Source organism: Terribacillus saccharophilus (genome assembly GCF_046592595.1).
GTDB lineage: Bacteria > Bacillota > Bacilli > Bacillales > Amphibacillaceae > Terribacillus > Terribacillus saccharophilus_C.
The window spans coordinates 252322-270873 of the sequence record NZ_JAWVPF010000001.1; the positions used below are offsets into that span (position 1 = coordinate 252322).

The 18552-nt window shown below is 41.5% G+C and carries 15 protein-coding genes; 6 read left to right on the forward strand and 9 right to left on the reverse strand.

The window, feature by feature from the left end; all coding sequences use genetic code 11:
* Positions 1-94: 94 nt before the first annotated feature.
* Complete coding sequence (locus SFC25_RS01190; protein WP_411213521.1) at positions 95-1522, reverse strand: amino acid permease; 1428 nt, start codon at positions 1520-1522, stop codon at positions 95-97.
* A 297-nt stretch (positions 1523-1819) separates the two neighbouring features.
* On the opposite strand from SFC25_RS01190, the gene SFC25_RS01195 reads away from it, so the two are divergent.
* The gene (locus SFC25_RS01195) at positions 1820-5422 is read left to right on the forward strand and encodes a family 78 glycoside hydrolase catalytic domain (RefSeq protein WP_411213522.1); all 3603 of its coding nucleotides are present in this window, start codon (positions 1820-1822) and stop codon (positions 5420-5422) included.
* Positions 5423-5553: 131 nt separating this feature from the next.
* Here SFC25_RS01195 and SFC25_RS01200 read toward each other — a convergent pair whose 3' ends face one another.
* The 5 genes from SFC25_RS01200 to SFC25_RS01220 all read right to left on the reverse strand — a co-directional run bounded on the left by SFC25_RS01200 (position 5554) and on the right by SFC25_RS01220 (position 10220).
* Complete coding sequence (locus SFC25_RS01200) at positions 5554-6570, reverse strand: oxidoreductase (RefSeq protein ID WP_411213523.1); 1017 nt, start codon at positions 6568-6570, stop codon at positions 5554-5556.
* A gap of 156 nt (positions 6571-6726) precedes the next feature.
* Positions 6727-7638, reverse strand: a complete 912-nt coding sequence (locus tag SFC25_RS01205; protein WP_411213524.1) for a PTS system mannose/fructose/sorbose family transporter subunit IID — start codon at positions 7636-7638, stop codon at positions 6727-6729.
* 18 nt (positions 7639-7656) lie between these two features.
* Positions 7657-8457 (reverse strand): PTS mannose/fructose/sorbose transporter subunit IIC, encoded by an 801-nt coding sequence (locus SFC25_RS01210; protein WP_245840394.1) that lies wholly within the window; start codon positions 8455-8457, stop codon positions 7657-7659.
* Positions 8458-8498: 41 nt separating this feature from the next.
* Positions 8499-9470, reverse strand: a complete 972-nt coding sequence (locus SFC25_RS01215) for a mannose/fructose/sorbose PTS transporter subunit IIA (RefSeq protein WP_411213525.1) — start codon at positions 9468-9470, stop codon at positions 8499-8501.
* 381 nt (positions 9471-9851) lie between these two features.
* Entirely contained in the window at positions 9852-10220 is a 369-nt protein-coding gene (locus SFC25_RS01220; RefSeq protein ID WP_411213526.1) for a DUF956 family protein, read from the reverse strand.
* Between the two features lie 272 nt (positions 10221-10492).
* Between SFC25_RS01220 and SFC25_RS01225 the strand changes: the two genes are divergently transcribed.
* Positions 10493-11938 (forward strand): DEAD/DEAH box helicase, encoded by a 1446-nt coding sequence (locus tag SFC25_RS01225; protein WP_411213527.1) that lies wholly within the window; start codon positions 10493-10495, stop codon positions 11936-11938.
* Positions 11939-12027: 89 nt separating this feature from the next.
* Here the strand turns inward: SFC25_RS01225 and SFC25_RS01230 are convergent, their stop codons facing one another.
* Complete coding sequence (locus tag SFC25_RS01230) at positions 12028-13173, reverse strand: glycosyltransferase family 2 protein (RefSeq protein WP_411213528.1); 1146 nt, start codon at positions 13171-13173, stop codon at positions 12028-12030.
* A gap of 728 nt (positions 13174-13901) precedes the next feature.
* Between SFC25_RS01230 and SFC25_RS01235 the strand changes: the two genes are divergently transcribed.
* The 3 genes from SFC25_RS01235 to SFC25_RS01245 all read left to right on the forward strand — a co-directional run bounded on the left by SFC25_RS01235 (position 13902) and on the right by SFC25_RS01245 (position 15525).
* Positions 13902-14123 carry a hypothetical protein gene (locus SFC25_RS01235; RefSeq protein ID WP_411213529.1) on the forward strand — a complete coding sequence of 74 codons (222 nt, stop codon included), beginning with the start codon at positions 13902-13904 and terminating at the stop codon, positions 14121-14123.
* A 195-nt stretch (positions 14124-14318) separates the two neighbouring features.
* A complete protein-coding gene (locus tag SFC25_RS01240; RefSeq protein WP_411213530.1) occupies positions 14319-15371 on the forward strand; it encodes a tetratricopeptide repeat protein in 1053 nt (350 codons plus the stop codon).
* A 16-nt stretch (positions 15372-15387) separates the two neighbouring features.
* A complete protein-coding gene (locus SFC25_RS01245) occupies positions 15388-15525 on the forward strand; it encodes a hypothetical protein (protein ID WP_411213531.1) in 138 nt (45 codons plus the stop codon).
* Positions 15526-15644: 119 nt separating this feature from the next.
* Here SFC25_RS01245 and SFC25_RS01250 read toward each other — a convergent pair whose 3' ends face one another.
* The gene (locus tag SFC25_RS01250) at positions 15645-16733 is read right to left on the reverse strand and encodes an NAD(P)-dependent alcohol dehydrogenase (RefSeq protein ID WP_411213532.1); all 1089 of its coding nucleotides are present in this window, start codon (positions 16731-16733) and stop codon (positions 15645-15647) included.
* Between the two features lie 157 nt (positions 16734-16890).
* Between SFC25_RS01250 and SFC25_RS01255 the strand changes: the two genes are divergently transcribed.
* Entirely contained in the window at positions 16891-17868 is a 978-nt protein-coding gene (locus SFC25_RS01255; RefSeq protein WP_411213533.1) for a Gfo/Idh/MocA family protein, read from the forward strand.
* A 47-nt stretch (positions 17869-17915) separates the two neighbouring features.
* On the opposite strand, the gene wrbA is transcribed toward SFC25_RS01255, so the two are convergent.
* Complete coding sequence (gene wrbA, locus SFC25_RS01260; RefSeq protein WP_093880963.1) at positions 17916-18527, reverse strand: NAD(P)H:quinone oxidoreductase; 612 nt, start codon at positions 18525-18527, stop codon at positions 17916-17918.
* Positions 18528-18552 lie beyond the last annotated feature (25 nt).

Genomic DNA, 18552 nt, shown 5'->3' on the forward strand with positions numbered 1-18552 from the left:
AAAAAGCTTAAACTACTGTCCTAATTGTAGTTTAAGCTTTTTGATCTTGGTGCTGATTCAGCGAACTATTCTTTAACAGGGGATCCACTCTACCTTAATCCTTTTCTTTTCCCTCTTCATCCGTAGTCAGTTCCTCGGAAAATTCCGTGACCGGGTTCTGCAATGGCGGACCAAAATGCCCTTTTTGATCGGCTTTGCCGCGAATACGGGACCTTACAGCCAAATAGATAAGCGTATAAAATACAACCATGACAACCCCTGAAATCAAGCCCGTTTCCTGTCCTGGAACAAATGGCATACAAAGCAAGACAATGATCATGCTTATCAGTGCTATCCAGGAATTAAAGGGAAACCCCGGCATTTGACAGATGCCATTCGGTGGGCAGCCATGCTTTTTGCGGTGGCGGATATGGCTTGCCATAATGACAGCGTAAGTGAAGATCAACGCAAAACCGCCGGTGCTGATTAACACCAAATAAGCTCTCGGAAATAGAAGACCAAATCCCAGTCCTAGCAGCATGGCCAATCCGGAAAACAAAATTCCGCGATAAGGGACATCCCCTTTATCCCTTAGCCAGCTTGGCGCGTGTCTTTCCTCCGTAAGGGATCGAATCATTCTGCCCAGTCCAAAAATTGCAGCAAGCATCGCCGATAGAATAGCCGAAATAAGGACAATGTTGATAGCAGTACCTGCCCAGCCAATGCCCCAGCGATTAAGTGACGCAACCATCGGACTCGTATTTTCGTTCAAAGAAGCAGTAGGAATCAGCGGCAGCAAGACAGCAGCATAGAGAACATACAGGCCAACTAAAGAAAAAACCGTATACCGGATGGCTTTTGGAATTGTTTCACGTGGATTCTCCGCTTCCGAAGCAGCAAGCCCGATTATCTCAAAGCCCGCATAAGCAAACACGATCAGCAGCATACTTCCAGCAAGACCGCTGATGCCTCCGGCCAGCAGCGGCTCATCCGCCAGCGCCCCGGTCCCAACAGGTCCTGATCCTGGAAGCCATCCAAATATCAATACAATGGCTGTAATGATAAAGAAGATGATGGCAAATATTTTCACACCAGAAAGCGCACTTTCCAGCTTACCGAGCTTATCGGCACCCAATAAATTGATAAGCGTGACGCCTATAATAACGGATCCTCCCAGCAACGCAATGGATACATTGGGGAACCACTGCCGAAACAAAATACTGATGGCGGTAGCTTCACTGGACATAGACAGTATCGTGCCCGTCCAATATAGCCAGCCGACCACAAATCCCGCTCCTTGCCCAAGGTTCTGGGCTGCAAAGGTGCTGAATGACCCCATCGAGGGATTGGCTACCGTCATCTCTGACAAAGCGAACAATATAAAGTAAACGAGCACCCCAGCCAAAATATAAGCAATGATAATGGAAGGTCCCGCTGCTCGGATGGCTACCGACGAACCAAGGAAAAAGGAACCTCCTATGACACTCCCCAAAGCCATCATCGTTAACTGTGTAGCAGACAAACCTTTACCTTTTTTCTGCATGATTTTCTCCTCAATAAAGTGATGTATGGACTTATTATCTGCTTTTATGAGGAAACAATTCTTTAAGGATTGAATCCAAAGGAGAGTAACTAGACACTACTGAATTGACCATAAAAGAATATCTGAATATCATCTCCCTAACATGAAAAACGTCACCTTCAAATAAGTCATGGATTTAGATATTCTTTATGAAAGCGCATTCACGGAGGGGGTTGGTGATAATACAGTAAGCTATTTCCTTGTTGAGTCCTGATTTCGATGAGTAGTTAGCGTCCCCCAAAAAGAGGAGGTTGTATATTGAGAGCTAAAAGATCATCACGTATCGCAATATATTTTTTGATCATGTTCACTTTCTTATTAACATCTATCACTCCTGCTCATATTACCAGTGCCAAAAAGATCAAGGAAGAAACAGCAATTAATAACTTAAAGACAAATTACCAAGAAAATCCGATAGGAGTGGAATTAGAAGGGATCCGGTTTAGCTGGCTGCTCTCTTCCAACATTGTAGGCTTGGAGCAAAAAGCGTATCAGATTAATGTAAAGGACAAAAAGGGCAAAAAAGTATGGGATAGCGGCATTGTAAACGATACAAAATCGGTTGGTATCTCCTATAGCGGTTCAGAACTTGATTTGGAATCACGCTATACCTGGTCTGTTGAAGTGACTCTTTCCAATGGTAAGAAGGTGCAATCAAAATCTGCTTATTTCGAAACCGGAACAGACTTTGGCAGTGCAGACTGGATCTATCATAAACAGGAAGCTAAGGACTACTTTAAAGAAAATGTAGGTGCCTCCCTAAATGCAACAATAGAAGAAGGTGGTTTCACACTGAATTGGGGAATGAAAAACAAAACAAACGGGCTTGTATGGAGCTTTAATGGTACCAATCTGACACAAAGCGTAACAAAAGATGGGGTGACAAAACAGATTGGCACGGTTGATTTGAAAGATAAGATTGCTTTGAAGGAAAGCTTTGATTTGGAAGTCTCAGCAAACTCAAAATCCATCAAAACCTACATCAATGGAGCTTTGGTAAATACAATTCGTAAAACCTACGCAATCGAAGGACCATATATTGCCCTGACAGCGAGCTCTGCATCCAGAAATACTCCAGCACAAAAGGCGAGCTTTAAGGATGTAGCTGTGACTGTGGATAAGAAGGAAGAGCCGATAACAGAGTTCAATGGAGATGAGCCAGATGATAAAGGCGCTCTAGTACTGAGCGGTGCAACGGCTTACCAAAAGAATTTTCTAGGCAAACCCGTACAGTACGAGGATGAACTAACCTCCATGCCTATGTTCCGAACAGAGAAAGATTTAAAAGGAAAAGGAAAGATTGAATCGGCTCGTTTATATATCACTTCATTAGGTGCATATGAAGCTTATATTAACGGGAAAGAAGTAATGGTTACGAAAGAAGATGGTACAAAACTGAACGATACATTTAACCCGGGTTGGACTGACTACCACAGTTACGTTAATTATCAGTCTTATGATGTTACAGACTATATGAAAGGAAACAGCGTGGCTTTAGGGGTTAAGGTCGGTACTGGCTGGTACGGCGGACAGGCGGGCAGTAATGGCGGCGGAAATATTTACAATGAAATCGGTGATGATTTAGAGAAAGAACTAGCGCTTCTCTCAAAACTTGTTATTACCTATAAGAACGGGAAGCAAGAAGTTATCACTTCCAATCAAGATGAATGGAAAGTATCCACAGAAGGCCCGATTAAGCTTAATGATTTCTTTATCGGCGAAAATTATGATGCCCGTCTGGAGGAAAATGTAGCTGGTTGGGATAATACTGGATTTGACGATTCTGACTGGAGTGAGGTAACCGAGTTTGATTATAAGGGAGATCTTGTGGCTAGCAGTGAAGGTGCTGCTTATATGCTGAAAGAAAACAGGATACAGCCTGCACCAAATAAAGACACATTCATTTTTGATCCGAACGATATTGATTATTCCAACGAAGAATTGAAACTAGGTGAAGTAAAACGCAAAAAAGTTGATCCGACAAAGGATATAAAACTCCCGAAAGGAAAAACGCTCATAGTGAATCTGGGTCAAAATATAGCTGGTGTTCCAGGTATATCCGTCTCCGGGGCTGACGGCACGACGGTCAGCATGCGCGGTGCTGAGATGCTTAACGATGGAAGAGATCACGAAAAAAGCAGTTTTGGAAGTGACGGGCCCAAAGGAACACTTTATTGGGCAGGTCTTACTCGCGGTAGGGAGAAAGATCAAGACTGGTATACAGACCACTATACCTTGAATGATAAGCGAGTACAGAATTACCTTCCAAGTTTCACGTTCCATGGCTTCCAGTATCTCGAAATCACGGCAACTGATGACATCGTTATACATGATGTCTACGGACAGCCAATCACGTCATCGACCGATCATACTTTATCGATTAAAACGAATAATGAAAATGTTAATAAATTGTTCCAGAATGCTCTTTGGGGACAAAAAGGTAACTTCTTATCGATACCTACCGATACGCCTGGACGGTCAGAGCGCTTAGGCTGGACAGGTGACATACAAGTATTTGGTGATACTGCTCTTTACAATTTTGACTCCGTTGCTTTCTTGAACAATTACTTGGATATACTCAAGGATTATGCTAAGAACAATGATGGTTATATTGCAGATTATCTTCCGACCATTAACAAAGCTACCACTACAAACGCAGGCTGGTCGGATGTTATTATTACACTGCCATGGGACATTTACATGCACACTGGCGACATTACTGTTTTGGAAGAAACCTACGAGATAATGCAGAAGTACATGGAGAATGTCATGACTGACGGCATGAAAGCTACTTACGGCGATTGGGTTGCCATGGAAGGGACTGCTCCACAGTTCATGAGTGCCATGTATCAAGCACTGGATGCTCAGAGGATGGCGGAGATTGCTACACTGCTTGGTGAAACCAATGATGCAGAAATGTACACGGAAGAGTCACAGCGTGTCATTGATTTGGCAACGGAGAAATACGTGGATGAAAACGATAATCTCCTTTCTGTCAGTGCTGACAACTTCAATCGCGGTTTCTTGATTGAACTATTCAAAGACAATTCCCAGACAAGTATCATTTGGGCACTTAAAATGGGAATGTATGACTCCGAAGAGCAAAAACAGAAGTTCATCGAAAATCTCTTGAAAAATATCGCTAATGAAAACCGCTCTGAAAGATACAATGCTGGTGAAAACACACTCTCTACAGGGTTCCTGGGTGTAAATGAGTTATTACCGGTGCTTACAGAAAATCAACTTTCTACTAAAGCCTACGATATTTTACTGCAAGATAATATGCCTTCCTGGCTGAACCATGTCAAACTTGGTGGAACTACCACTTGGGAACGTTGGAATGCATATACAAGCGAGTACGGCTTTGATGATGCTGGTATGAACTCCTTCAACCATTACGCCTACGGCTCCGTAGTCGAATGGATGGTGGAATATATGGCAGGTATACAAAAGGATGAGCAAAATCCAGGCTTCAAACACATTATATTGCAGCCGACCATGGATACAGGCGAAAAGTATAATGATCAAAAACGTATTGATAGCGTAAAATCAGATTTCGACTCTTATTATGGAAAAGTAGTTTCCAATTGGAAATCTGACGATGGAAAATTGAAGTCTTATGAAGCGGTTGTTCCAGCAAATACTTCCGCGACACTTTATTTGCCAGTTGACGATATCTCAGTTGCGAAGAATATTCCGGGTGTTACTTACAAAGGGAATGAGGAACGCTCTGGCATTAAGGTGGCAGTATTCGAACTGAAAGCTGGCGGATATAAGTTCAGTGTGAATAAAGGAAAACTTAAGGCGGAATTGATGGACGGATATGTAGTAGAAAAAGCCAAAGGGAAAAGCAGCAAATAAAATGATTCCTTTCTTTGGATACTAAATCAATCGTAAATCGCTGAAACAAAAAAAGAATATTAAAAATAAAAGTGCCCGATACCCACTCATTTACGTGGGTATCGGGCACTTTTGAACTTGAAGCGTATATTTTACTGTAAGTCCTTAACCCCAGTCTCCAGCATCTCCATCTGCAGCACAGTCTGTTCATCCGTAATGGTTTTATCTTTACCATTTATGACAGCTTCATATAAGTCGTCATAGACCCTGCCATAATCCCCATCTACAGATTTCACTTTTTCTTCGTGGATTGTACCGTCTTCATCGATATAAGTCATTACACCATAATGGTCTAATGTATCGACACCAAAATCCTTGTTATCCGGCATATAAAATAGCTTTAGATGTTCTTCCTGACGGTCTTTTGTTTGTTTCACAAAGCTTCCCTTTTTGCCATAAACAACAAAGCTTGGTCTTTCTTTCAGTCTGAAGTAACTGGATTTTACCGATACCTTTAGTGTGCCGTAATATAAATCCAAATCAAAGTAATCGTTCATTCTTCCCTGTCCCAATAATTGTCTTACATCATAATGGACATGATCTGGCTTGCCGAAATAGCTGATAACCTGATCTAATGTGTGGCAGCCATGTCCATATAAATAGGACTCAGCTGGATCAAAGGAATGAGCAGACTCGGGTACTTCGGGGCGATAGTAGTCATAATGCATTTCCACTTCCAGCAAGTCCCCCAATTTCCCTTCCTCAATAACCTTTTGAACGGTTAAGAAGTCACTGTCAAATCGTCTGTTTTGATACGCCTGCACAAGCAATCCCTTCTCTTTAGCCAATGCAAATATTTCTTTTGCTTGTTCCGAGGTTTCCATAAAAGGCTTTTCGACTAAACAGTGTTTGTTATGTTCCAATACAGCTTTTGCGTATTCGTAATGGCTGTCATGTTTTGTGCAAATTACAATGAGTTGAATGTCTTTGTCGCTTAGTAGTTCATCCAAATCAGAAGTATAATTCACCCCTGCAATCTTATCCCAATTGTCACGATCCGGATTTCTTCGATAAATCGTCTTTACCTTTATATTTTCTCTTTGCAGTACGAATGGCAGATGATATCTGTTTGTGCTTTTTCCGTTTCCGATATAACCGATAGTAAGCATTAGCAGCCTCCTAAAATGTAATGTTATGTACGAGATCAACTTTAAGCGACGGACTTTCTGCGACTACTTCCACGTTGTCGTATGAAAAAGCACCCCCTGGGATGGATAAGTTCATCATACCAGGAGGTACTTCTCTATTTCATATAGAATTACTTCTTACATTAAGCCGATTGCATGGAAGCCAATACCGATTGCGAACAATCCAAGGATCATGACAATCGGGGAAACTTTCTTTCTAAGCAGCCACATGCAAAGCAATGTGATCAATAGTCCAGCCAAACCAGGAATCAAGCTGTCCAAGTTATCTTGTAAGGTCGTTACACTTGTATCGCTTAATGATCGCCCGGCGGCTTGCTGTTCCAGAGCCGTCCTGATGCCTTCCGAGCCTTCTGGTAGTTCATCCCAATCAATATAAGCACCTTCGTCGAGCTGAACTTCCGATACAGTTGGTGCGAACGCGACGGAAACCCATCGGTTTACCAGTGACCCTAATATGAACATCCCGAGTATCGAGGCGCCCTTGGTTATATCCTGCAGCAAGCCGCCAGATAAATCTTCGGTAATCTTGGAACCCGCTTTGTAGCCAAGCTCCTGTGTATACCAAGTGAATCCCATACGAATGAGGTTCCATAAAACAAAGTAAAGAATCGGGCCGAGAATGTTACCAGTCAAAGCAAGAGAAGCAGCCAATGCACCAAGGATCGGTTTCACTGTGAACCAGAAGGTTGGATCACCGATACCAGCAAGTGGTCCCATCATTCCGACTTTAACACCTTGAATAGCTTTGTCATCAACTGGTGCACCATTAGCACGTTCTTCTTCAAGCGCTAACGTTACCCCGATGATCGGTGAAGCAACGTATGGATGTGTATTGAAAAATTCCAAGTGACGCTGCAATGCTGCAGCACGGTCTTCTTTCGTTTTATATAATCTTTTGATTGCGGGAATCATGGAAAATGCCCAGCCGCCGTTTTGCATACGCTCGTAGTTCCAGGAGCCTTGAATGAAAGTGGAACGCCACCAAATAGCAACGCGATCTTTTTTGGATAACTTCAATTGTTCAGCCATTTTTTCTCCTCCTCCTTTTTAATAGTCATCGATGATTTTGCCTAGCGGATCACCAGTGTTTCCGTTACCGCCACCACCTGAACCGCCTTGTTTCGTAAGTGCTAGATAAATAAGTGCAAGTGCTACACCGATACCGCCAAGACCCAAAAGTGTGATGGACGGGATTGTAGCCAATACAAAACCAATCGCGAAGAATGGCCATACTTCTCTTGTCGCCATCATGTTGATAACCATTGCATAACCAACCGCTACTACCATTCCTCCGCCGACTGCCAAACCGTCTGTCAGCCAAGCTGGCATCGCTGTAAGCAAGTCCCTAACCGGTGCTGCGCCAATCGCTACAATCAATGCAGCCGGGATCGCAATACGCAGACCCTGCATAATGATTGCGATGATATGCCACATATCAATTTTTCTGAAGTTACCTTCCTTCGCTGCCGCATCCATCAGATGCACAATACCCGTCGCCAGCGTACGAACGATGATTGTCAAAAGCAAACCTGCAACTGCAAGTGGAACTGCAATCGCGATTGCAGAAGTAACACCTTCTTCACCTTGACCACCTAAAACTAAGATAATTGCAGATGCAACCGACGCCAAAGCAGCATCCGGTGCTACAGCCGCCCCAATGTTTGCCCAGCCTAAAGCGATCAGCTGAAGGGTTCCGCCCAGTATAAGACATGGAACTACTTCTCCTGTAACCAAGCCGATTAACGTACAAGCAATGATTGGCTGGTGGAAGTGGAATTCATCTAAGATTCCTTCGACACCGGCTAAAAATGCCACGATAACAACTAATATGATTTGAATCATCGTCAAATCCATGATCATTCATCCTCCTTTTTGTCTGATAGTCAGGATTACCTTTGTTTGTTTAATTCCGCTTGGGCCCTTTTCAAAATGTCGTCCATATTGCCTTTTGAATCGCCCGGCACTTTACGCACATCGAATTTGAGACCCTTTTCTTTCAGCTTCGCAAACGTATCGATATCGTCCTGGCTGAAGGCAAGAACCTTATTCGGCTGCACTTTACCAGGTGAGTGTGCCATCGAACCAACATTGATTGTGTCGAGTGGAACGCCGCCTTCTACTGCTCTTAGCGCATCCTGCGGGTTCTCGAAAAGAAGCAGTGCGCGCTGACCGCCAAAGTGCTGATCATCCTTTGCAAGCTCGATCATTTTATTAATCGGAACAACGTGCGCCTTTACACCTGAAGGAGCAGCCTGCTGGATCAATTTCTTACGAAGATCATCCTTTGCTACCTCATCAGATACGACGATGATACGTGTAGGATTTGTATTCTTTGTCCAAGCAGTCGCTACCTGACCGTGAAGCAAACGCGTATCGATCCGTGCCAATACGTATTTGAATGTACCCGGAGCACCCGTATTGGATGGCCCTGCCGCAGCAGCTGCAGCAGGAGCTGCTGGTTCTAATGCTTCCGGTTTTACTTGAACCGCTTCTCTTGCAGTGCTTAGAATTTTTGATGCAATCTCATGCGCAGTTTCCATGGAGAAACGCGATGCAAAAGCTTCAATCAGCATTGCTAGGTTCAGACCAGCAACAATCGCCCATTTATCCTCGTGTCCTTCAATCAAGTTATTAGCTTGGTTGAACGGCGTGCCGCCCCAAAGATCGACTAAGAATAATACTTCTTCCGGATTGTCGAAAGAGGCAATCGCTTTTTCCATTTTTAACTTTACATCAGCAGGTCCTTCACTAGGCATCAATGTAACAGCTTCTACATTTTTCTGTTCTCCGAAGATCATCGTCCCGGATTGCAGGATACCAGTGGCGAATTCACCATGTGTGGCAATGATAATTCCTACCATCTTTTTACCTCCTATTTAGTAGTATTGTGAAAGCTTACAGAAAAATGGCAGCTCATCTAAGATGGTTACATTTTCGACAAATGAGAATAAAAAAGGCATGAGTAAAAAGCAGATTAAAGGAAGGCATAGGTATAGAAGGACCCCTTCTTCGCTTTAATCGAAACTTTTTTACTCATGCCTGATCGAATCAGTAACACGTAAAAATAATTGCGATGGCTATTTAATTTTATTTTGCAAGCGCTTTAATTATGTTTAAAAAAATAAAGCACTTGAGTTCTTTAGTGAGCTTCCAAAAATATTGTAGCACACCGTTTTTTTCCTTACAAGACTCAAAACTCAAAAATTTAGTTCATTTCTACCAGGTAACAAATTAAAATATGCCTACTTTTTCACCTTACTCTTTACACCGCGCTTGATGACATCAAAGAAACCTAATGATTTTACCATATGATTCGGATCGATGTACTCACGAATTGCCCGGAAAACTCTCTTTGGATCCTTAGAAGAAAAAGTATATGTTCCATTCCGTTTCGTTTTGATGGCATACCGCGGAATCCATTTCCCTTTCAGCAGGACAGAAGCAATCACTAGGTCTACTTCTTCCCAAGGAATCTGGATAAACTTGCGTGCATCCCGATTATTGTAGAATTCAAACCCCTTATCTCCGATCATGATCTTTCCATATTCAGACATTCTATGTGAGGTTGCATCAACAACTAAATCGACTTTTGTATTGATAGATTGTACCACTTGCTCTCCCCCATTTCTTTTATTAAAAAATATTATACACGTATTACTTCCTTATGCAAAAAGTACTTGGAGTAAGCACAGTATACTTCTGCCACATAAACTCGCAGAACAAGTTGATAACATTTCTATTCTGTAACTATTTAAAAACTTGATATAAAAGCAATTCTTCCCGCACTTTTCAAGTATAATAAAGCCTATTCAGATAATGCATATATTATTTATTAAAAAAAATACTATACACATGATGAAAAAACAAAAAACGAGGTCAAATAATGAGTAAAAGCAGTTTTACGGATTATCATGTAAGTGAAGAAATAAAAAGAGCTCTAACTGTGTTAAAATACGAAACTCCAACTGAAGTACAAAGTGAAGTCATTCCTTTAGCATTGGAAAATAAGGATCTTCTCGTAAAAGCGCAAACCGGAAGCGGCAAGACGGCATCTTTTGGCATTCCCGTTTCTGAGATGGTTGTCTGGGAAGAGAAAAAACCACAGGCTTTAATTCTTACACCAACTAGGGAGCTTGCGGTTCAAGTCCGCGAAGATATCACGAATATCGGAAGGTTTAAACGCATCAAAGCAGTTGCCGTCTATGGTAAAGAACCTTTTAAGAAACAAAAGGATGAATTGAATCAAAAAACGCACGTAGTCGTTGGTACACCTGGACGGGTCATGGACCATATTGAAAGAGAAACCCTAGCTTTGGATCAAATAAAGTACCTTATTATCGATGAAGCTGATGAGATGCTGAATAAAGGGTTCATCGAAGAAGTGGAGGCGATTATAAAAAAATTGCCTTCAGAACGGGTAACAATGGTCTTTTCTGCTACCTTCCCGAGGGATATTGAAAATCTTTGCCTTAAATATATGAAAGATCCTGCTCGCATTGAGATTGCATCTACAGGAGTGACTGCCGATACCATTGAACATTCTTTAATTGAAGTAAGAGAAGAAGATAAGCTTTCCCTTCTAAAAGATGTCACAGTTGTTGAAAATCCAGATAGCTGCATGATTTTCTGCCGGACAAAAGAACATGTGGAGACTGTTTATAGCGAGCTGAATGAAGCTGGATATCCTTGTGAGAGACTGCATGGAGGACTTGAACAAGAAGACCGGTTTGCTGTTATGGAAGGTTTCAAATTGGGGAAATTCCGCTATTTGGTGGCCACCGATGTAGCTGCAAGAGGTATTGATATTGATAATGTAAAACTTGTCATCAACTATGATGTTCCAATGGAAAAGGAGGCCTATGTACACCGGACTGGCAGAACCGGCCGCGCCGGAAACAAAGGAAAAGCCATCACGTTTTCAACTCCTTATGAAGGGAAATTCATCCATGCAGTTGAGCGGTATATTGGCTTCGACTTACCTGCTGCAGAAGCTCCTAGTAAACCAGAAGTTGTTGCAGGAAAAGCTGCTTTTGAAGAAAAACTTAGCAGCAGACGCATTGTGAAAAATAATAAAACCGCCCGAATCAATCAAGATATCATGAAACTCCATTTTAACGGTGGTAAAAAGAAGAAAATTCGTGCGGTTGACTTTGTTGGAACGATCGCAAAAATCCCTGGAGTTACAGCAGAGGATATCGGCATCATAACCATCCAGGATCAAATGTCATATGTTGATATTCTGAATGGAAAGGGCTCCATCGTTTTACAAGCCATGGAGAATACAACAGTTAAAGGGAAAAAGTTAAAAGTAAGCAAAGCAATTAAGTAAGTGGAAAAACCAAATCCCCCTCTATCAAAAAATGGAGGGGGATTTTTGTATCCATTATTCAGTTTGAGACTTTATTTTCTGCATTTAAATCAAGACCGTTGACGCAGATCATCAAGAGATTTCACAACTGTATGCGGAATTGGTTTCCATTCAATTTTCTTGAACAACGCCACGATGGAAATTGGCAGATAGGTAAACAGAAAGAGTGGGAATGTGAATAGATAAGCGATTTTTTTCCAGTTCGGACAACGAATCTTATCCCACTCCATTATGGTTGTAATAAGACCAAGCGTAAATAGCAATCCATATACCCACAGAACCCCTAAAGCTCCCCCTGCTAGATAGGTTTGGAACAATCCTTTTCCTTCTAATGATACGAGTAAAAGTATCAATACATTACCAATTAGGCAGAGAATAGACACAATCACTATTGGGAGAACCGTCATCATCATATCAAAGCATGAAAATCTATTTCCCTTTCCGCGGAACATGCCATAGGACAGTTCTTTACCGTATTTCATGAATACCTGGTAAAAGCCCTTTGCCCAACGCAACCGCTGTTTCCATGACTGACTGAATGTAGAAGGCTGTTCGTCATAAAATACTGCGCTGCTGCAATACCCAATCTTTTCACCTTTGATAATTTGAGCGACCGTGAATTCGATATCTTCCGTCAGCAGATGATGAACCCAGCCGCCATTCTCTTTAAAGACATCCGCATTTACTAGAAACCCTGTTCCCGAAACGGCGCAACTTGTGTTAAGAAACATCCTCGGACGGTTAAGGAACTCCGCTTCATACAAAAACCAAAGCGCATATCCAGACGTAATCCAATTCTGATCATAGTTTTTGGAATTTCGATAACTTGTAATGACCCTGTACCCTTGATTAAATGTTTTGTTCATTTCAAATATGTAATTCTCATCAAGAAGATTGTCAGCATCAAAAACAAAGTATCCATCGTAATTGTTAGATGGATGATCCCTTTCAATGATGTTCAGCATATGCTTCAGCGCATATCCCTTCCCAACCAGCTGATCATTAAAGCGTTCCGCGACGATTGCTCCGGCTTCCCTGGCAATCTGAGCTGTATTATCCGTACAGTTGTCAGCAATGACAAAGATATCATACAATTCCTTCGGGTAATTCTGGTTTTTTATACTTTGAATCAACTGCCCGATAACAAGTTCTTCATTTCGAGCTGGGATCAGGAAAGCATATTTACGGAGAGGCATCTCTTTATCTCCTGAATTCTTGCTTCTTCTTGCCTTAAAGGCAACAATTATGTAGACAACTTTGTAAACGAATACCAGTGTAAATAATAATCCTATGTAGAAAATGAACTGACTTAAAATTTCTAACGTATCTTTGATCATACTACACCCCGCATCTTTAGAATAATAGCCTGATTGTCATCTTAAATAATCATTTTCATCTAATCCCTAACGTTTTTTAGAACTCAGAATTCCAGAATGAATTTCACAGGTATTCCCATAAAATGTATAATGATGAAGATTCAAATGCTGTCCGCATCATTACAGATGTTCTGCAGGGCTTTACCAAATCGAAGTTGATTTCAGTATTGGAGGTGTTGGTCTAAAATAATTAACATACATAAGCAGTTTTATCACTTCTTTGTACCCTAATATAAATGTAACAAACCTAGGTTTTCTCTAATTACGTTTCTTGTAAAGATTTGATTAAATAGGCTAACACAAAACGACGCCTCCTGCAGGAAAGGCGCCGATTCTTATAAGATTCTATCAAAATACAAATTTATCTGTTTTCCAAAACAAGCTTTTACATAAAAAAAATATAGTATTTTTATGAAGGAATAGCTGTCCGATTTACTAAATCTTATTCATAAATTATGACAATCTTCATACTAAGTAGCGCTCTAATTCAATGGGCATGCTTATGCGGAATTCTGACGCACAGACGCCAAAAGGGAGGATTCAAATCCATGTACTTTATTTCTGGAATCATCTTCATTACCATATCATTTGTTATGTTCTTTTTCGTTGATTTGTTCTCTAGGGCTTTTCCACATGAAGTTATATTGTTTGAAGAAGACGTGATGCAAGGGTACTACCATACAGGTTCTCTATGGTTTCCAATCATTGCAGGGATAATCGGCTTATTTCTCATCGTTCTGCATTTTCTGTTGCATGGTAAAGCGGAATAATCATGTCAGTATAATGAAAGCTCTCCTAAAAAGGAGAGCTTTTCCTAAGTTATATGTACCTTTATTTCTTCACCAGGATATGAAATACTTTAACCTTACATAATATTTCCTTCATCCCCCAAGTCCTCCAATCCAATAAACGACATAAAATGGTAGAATTATATTCGATAATATTATTTTAAAGGAGCTTTCAGTATGGGACGGAATCTCTCGGATCACCTCGATTTTGCAGCTCTAATGGATAATTTGTCCGTTAGTATACAACTGGATAAAAAAGACGCCGCTGCCTCGATCCATCTAGAGCTTAAGAAACATCTTAACGAGTTTGATGACGAGACGCTTATCACATATTACCTGTTTGAGAGCCGCTATTACCTAATGCATAAAGATGCTGTAAATAGCGCTATATCGCTTGATAATGCAAAAGCACACAAAGACCACTTCCGTGATATCCACTGGTATTTTCTGCACTTGGCAAAAGGCATTTTATTCTATGATGGAGGGAATTACCAAAAAGCACTTCAGTATTATGAGGAAGCTGAGGCTTACATTGAACAGCTAGAGGATCCTATAGCAATAGGTGAATTCCACCTTCGGAAAGCCATGACCTACTATTTTCTCGATATTACCAATCTGTCTGTTCTTCATTGCGCAAGAGCTGCCAAGGTATTTAAAACTTCTAAACGACTGGAGTTCCTGCTGGCACGGACACAGATGCTGCAGGGAATGAATTACGTAGATCAACTCAACTACGACTTAGCCAAAAAAACTCTTCTCAAGGCGTTAACAATTTTTAAGAAGAACAAAAATCAAAATTTTATCTCCTCTACAAATCTTAACCTTGGCGTGCTTTATGTGAAACGCGGTTTGCCAGCAGTAGCGATTTCCTATCTTCATGCAGCACTGCAAGGGAATCAAAAACGTATCCAATTAAAGATTCTATATTTATTAACCGATTGTTATTGGAAAACAAATCAACCCTCGAAAGCTATAGAAGCTTATAAAGAAGGATTTCAAGCCAGCATTGAAGAAAATAATATGACAAAGATGTGGGAATTCGCAATGCTGCATAAAAAATATGAAGACAGGCTGAATTTTGAAATAGTCTGGCAGGAGGGGATAAATTATTTTCAAAGAATAGAGGATACTTATAATGTCAGGCTTTTTTCGAAAGAACTAGCTCAATACTATGCAGATAAGAACCAGCATGATCTTGCAATGAAATACTATCTGTTGACTCTTACTTGAGAAGAGGAGGATTTGTTTGAAGAAGGTTATTTTTTCTTTGGTACTGATGGGTACTATTGTGATAAGTAGCTTAGTCGGATATGCAAATCATCATGTTACTACAGAAAAGCCAACCGATCTTGGCAGCGCAGTATTTCTACTAAAAGATAATTAAGCATTAAAAGAAGCTGGCACCATATTGAGTGAAAGAACGGACATCATATGAAACAGATGTCCGTTCTTTGTTTATCATTCCAACCTACTTAATGAACTTTGACTCTCAGAAGGAATTCTTCAGCCAATCTTCAACACCGGTTTCAATGCAACGCCAGCTTTAGAGTCAGCAAATGCTTCGTTGATTTGGTCAAACTCGTAGAACTTCACCAGCCTGTCGAATGGGAATAATCCCTTCTTATAGTAATCGATCAGTTTTGGAATGAACAGTTTCGGTACCGCGTCTCCTTCAATGACACCAATCATTGCTTTTCCTTCAGCCATGATGTCATTGTGCACATCTATCTCCATTGTTGGGGTCACCCCTACGACAGCACTTATTCCAAGCGGACGAAGTGCATGTAAGGACTGGCGGACAACTGGAGGTACACCGGTTGTATCAATCGCATAGTTGGTTCCGCCGTTTGTAATAGCCTTGATTTCCTTGACTACATCCACTTTTGAGCCATTGTATACATCTGTAGCGCCTAATTCTTTCGCTAACTCCAATCGCCTGTCATGTACATCCACAGCAATGATTCGCTCACACCCAGCAATTTTTGCTGCCATGACAGCACTTAGACCAACTGCTCCGCAGCCATAAATGGCGATTGTTGAACCGAATTCTGGTTTCAATTTATTCAACACGGTACCGCTCCCTGTTTGAATTCCGCAGCCAAGCGGTCCAAGCAGTGCCAGATCAACATCCTTGTCTACTTTGACAACATTACGCTCATTCACAATGGCATATGTACCAAAGGAAGATTGCCCGAAAAATGTAGAAACCACATGGTCATGCTGGCTCAGACGATGTGTATGGTCCTCCATCTTGCCATCAAAATTCAATTCATTGAATCGGACACAAGCTGCCGGGTGTGCAGATAAGCAATTTTCACATTCACCGCATGATGCGAATGATAAAACCACATGGTCACCAGGCTCAAAATTGCGTACACCACTCCCCACGTTCTCAATAATACCGGATCCTTCATGGCCTAGTACTACTGGAAAAGGTGATAACCCTGCATCTCTTGCTACTGCATCTGTATGACAAACACCAGAAGCCACAACTTTGATCAATACTTCATTGGCTTTTGGCTCCTGCAAGTCAACTTCCTCTATCTTGAAATCTTCTCCTTGTGCATGTGTAACTGCTGCTGTGATTTTCAATATAAGTCACCCTAACCTCTCATTTAATTCCTTATAAGGGCCTAAAATTTGTTCGACCGTCACTCTAGTCAAAGATCTCTCTGCTATTTCACACGGATATGAAGTAATATTGTCTTATAAGAGAAATAGTATACCGCCCTAAAAAGGATGTGGACGCATGATAAGATTCGGTATTGTCGGGACAAATTGGATTACGGAGAGATTCATTGCAGCTGGTAAACAGCATGAGGATTTCAACATCACAGCAGTGTATTCCCGGTCGAAAGAAAAAGGACAAGCATTTATGGAGAAGCATCAGCTTCAACTCGCTTTTAGCGATATCAGCGAGATGGCTGAGCATAAGGAAATAGACGCCGTCTACATAGCCAGCCCCAATGCTTTACATGCGGAACAGGCTTTATTATTTATGGAAAATGGCAAGCATGTACTTTGCGAAAAGCCTTTTGCCTCCAACAGCATGGAAGTATCACATATGATCAAAAAGGCAGAACAGGAAGGTGTCGTTCTCATGGAAGCGATGAAATCCACCTTTATGCCGAACTTCTTAGCAGTTAAAGAACATCTGCATAAAATCGGTCCTGTACGCTCCTATTTTTCTTCAAGCTGCCGTTACTCAACGTTCTACGATGATTTGAAAAACGGATCACTGCCAAATCTGTTCAATCCAGCATTGTCTGGCGGGGCTTTAATGGATCTTGGTGTATACACCATTGCACCATTGGTTGCGCTGTTCGGCAGACCAACATCTATACAAGCGACTGGCACCCTTTTGGAATCGGGTGTCGATGGACAAGGGCATATGCTGCTTGACTATGGAGAAGTCAAAGCGAGTGTCATGTTCTCCTGCATCACGAACTCCTATCTTCCTACTGAAATTATCGGCGAAAAAGGTACGATTGTCATTCACCATATCTCCAGTCCAAAGAAAGCTGAAATACATTATCCGGACGGAACTAGTGAAGACATAAGCAGACTGCAAAAATATGACCCTATGTACTACGAAATCGCTGAGTTCATTCAGCTTATCCAAAATAATAAACAACAGTCATCTATCAATACATGGGAAAATTCAATTATCACAATCGAGATACTCGATCAGGCTAGAAGACAAATGGGTGTGGAAATTAGCAAATAATGATAATAAAAGAGGACACTTCATTAAGCGAAGTGTCCCTTTCCTAATTATTGATTTCCTTTTTTAACCCACTCTGCAACAGACACTGTACGCTTAGCCTGATGCTTTACAGCTGCTTCTACATCTTCAATCATTTTTCCGTCCTGGCCAACTGTTACGCTTGTGCCGTAAGGGTTTCCTCCAGCTGCGAACAATACAGGATCCGTGTAGCCAGGTGTTGCAATGATTGCTCCCCAGTGCATCATAGATGTGTATAGGGAAAGCAATGTTGCTTCTTGTCCGCCGTGCGGGTTTTGTGCAGATGTCATGGCACTGACTACTTTGTTGATTGTTTTGCCATTTGCCCATAGACCTCCTTGAAGGTCAAGGAATTGCTTCATCTGAGATGGCATGTTGCCGAAGCGTGTCGGTACGCTGAAGATGATAGCGTCAGCCCATTCCAAATCTGCAGAAGATGCGACAGGTACATCTTTCGTTGCTTCAGTTTGTGCTTTCCATGCTGGGTTAGCGTCAATGACGGATTGTGGTGCGAGTTCTTGTACTTGCAGTACTTTTACTTCTGCGCCAGCTTCTTTTGCTGCTTCTTCTGCCCATTTTGCCATCTGATAGTTCGTGCCGCCCATGCTGTAATACACTACTGCTAATTTAACGTTTTCCATTGTTTCATTCTCCTTTGTTTTTCCG